Genomic DNA, 606 nt, shown 5'->3' with positions numbered 1-606 from the left:
CATCACTGATGAACTTTGTGCCAGATTCTGTCATCACGCAACAAGCGTTGTTGTCCCGTTTCGAAACTCAAAACTTCAATGTTGATTTGTCCCAATGTGATGATAAATCATGCCCAGAAGTAGCGAACATGGACAGTCAGTTTTACGACGCTGCCAACAGCATTCGCCAATGGCTGAAATCACTTGATGAGCAAAAAATCTCGTTGTTTGAACAAGATGGTTATCAATACGAAAAGCTGATGGTGTTATTGGCGGATCATTATCGTCAAACGGCCTCTTTTCCAATGGATAAGCAGTCTACGGGGACGACTGAATTTTTGAAATCGTACTTAGCGGACTACGTTCAATACAACAGTCGTCGCATCAACCCAAAACAACCAAATATGGGAAACTTCAGCCGCAGTGAATTTGGGGCCGATGTAAAGAGAATTGATACTACGGTGAATATGGAGTCTAAACGCAACTTCCGTTCGGCAGGAGTGTATGCGCTGCCAGGTGAGACTTTCACGGTAACGCGTAAAGACAACAATGATGTGACCACAAAAATTGTCATCAATAGCTTAAGAAGTGGAGCGACTCATGAGTTCAGTAAAGACGGTTATACTC

Annotated in this window: 1 pseudogene; it reads left to right on the top strand. The window is 43.2% G+C overall.

Annotated features, from left to right (window positions below):
• Positions 1 to 606 (top strand): annotated as a pseudogene (locus R8N47_RS26565) (hypothetical protein); the annotation flags it as partial.

This window comes from Vibrio sp. 2132-1 (assembly GCF_033344315.1).
This window is presented reverse-complemented; position numbering and strand designations above follow the sequence as displayed.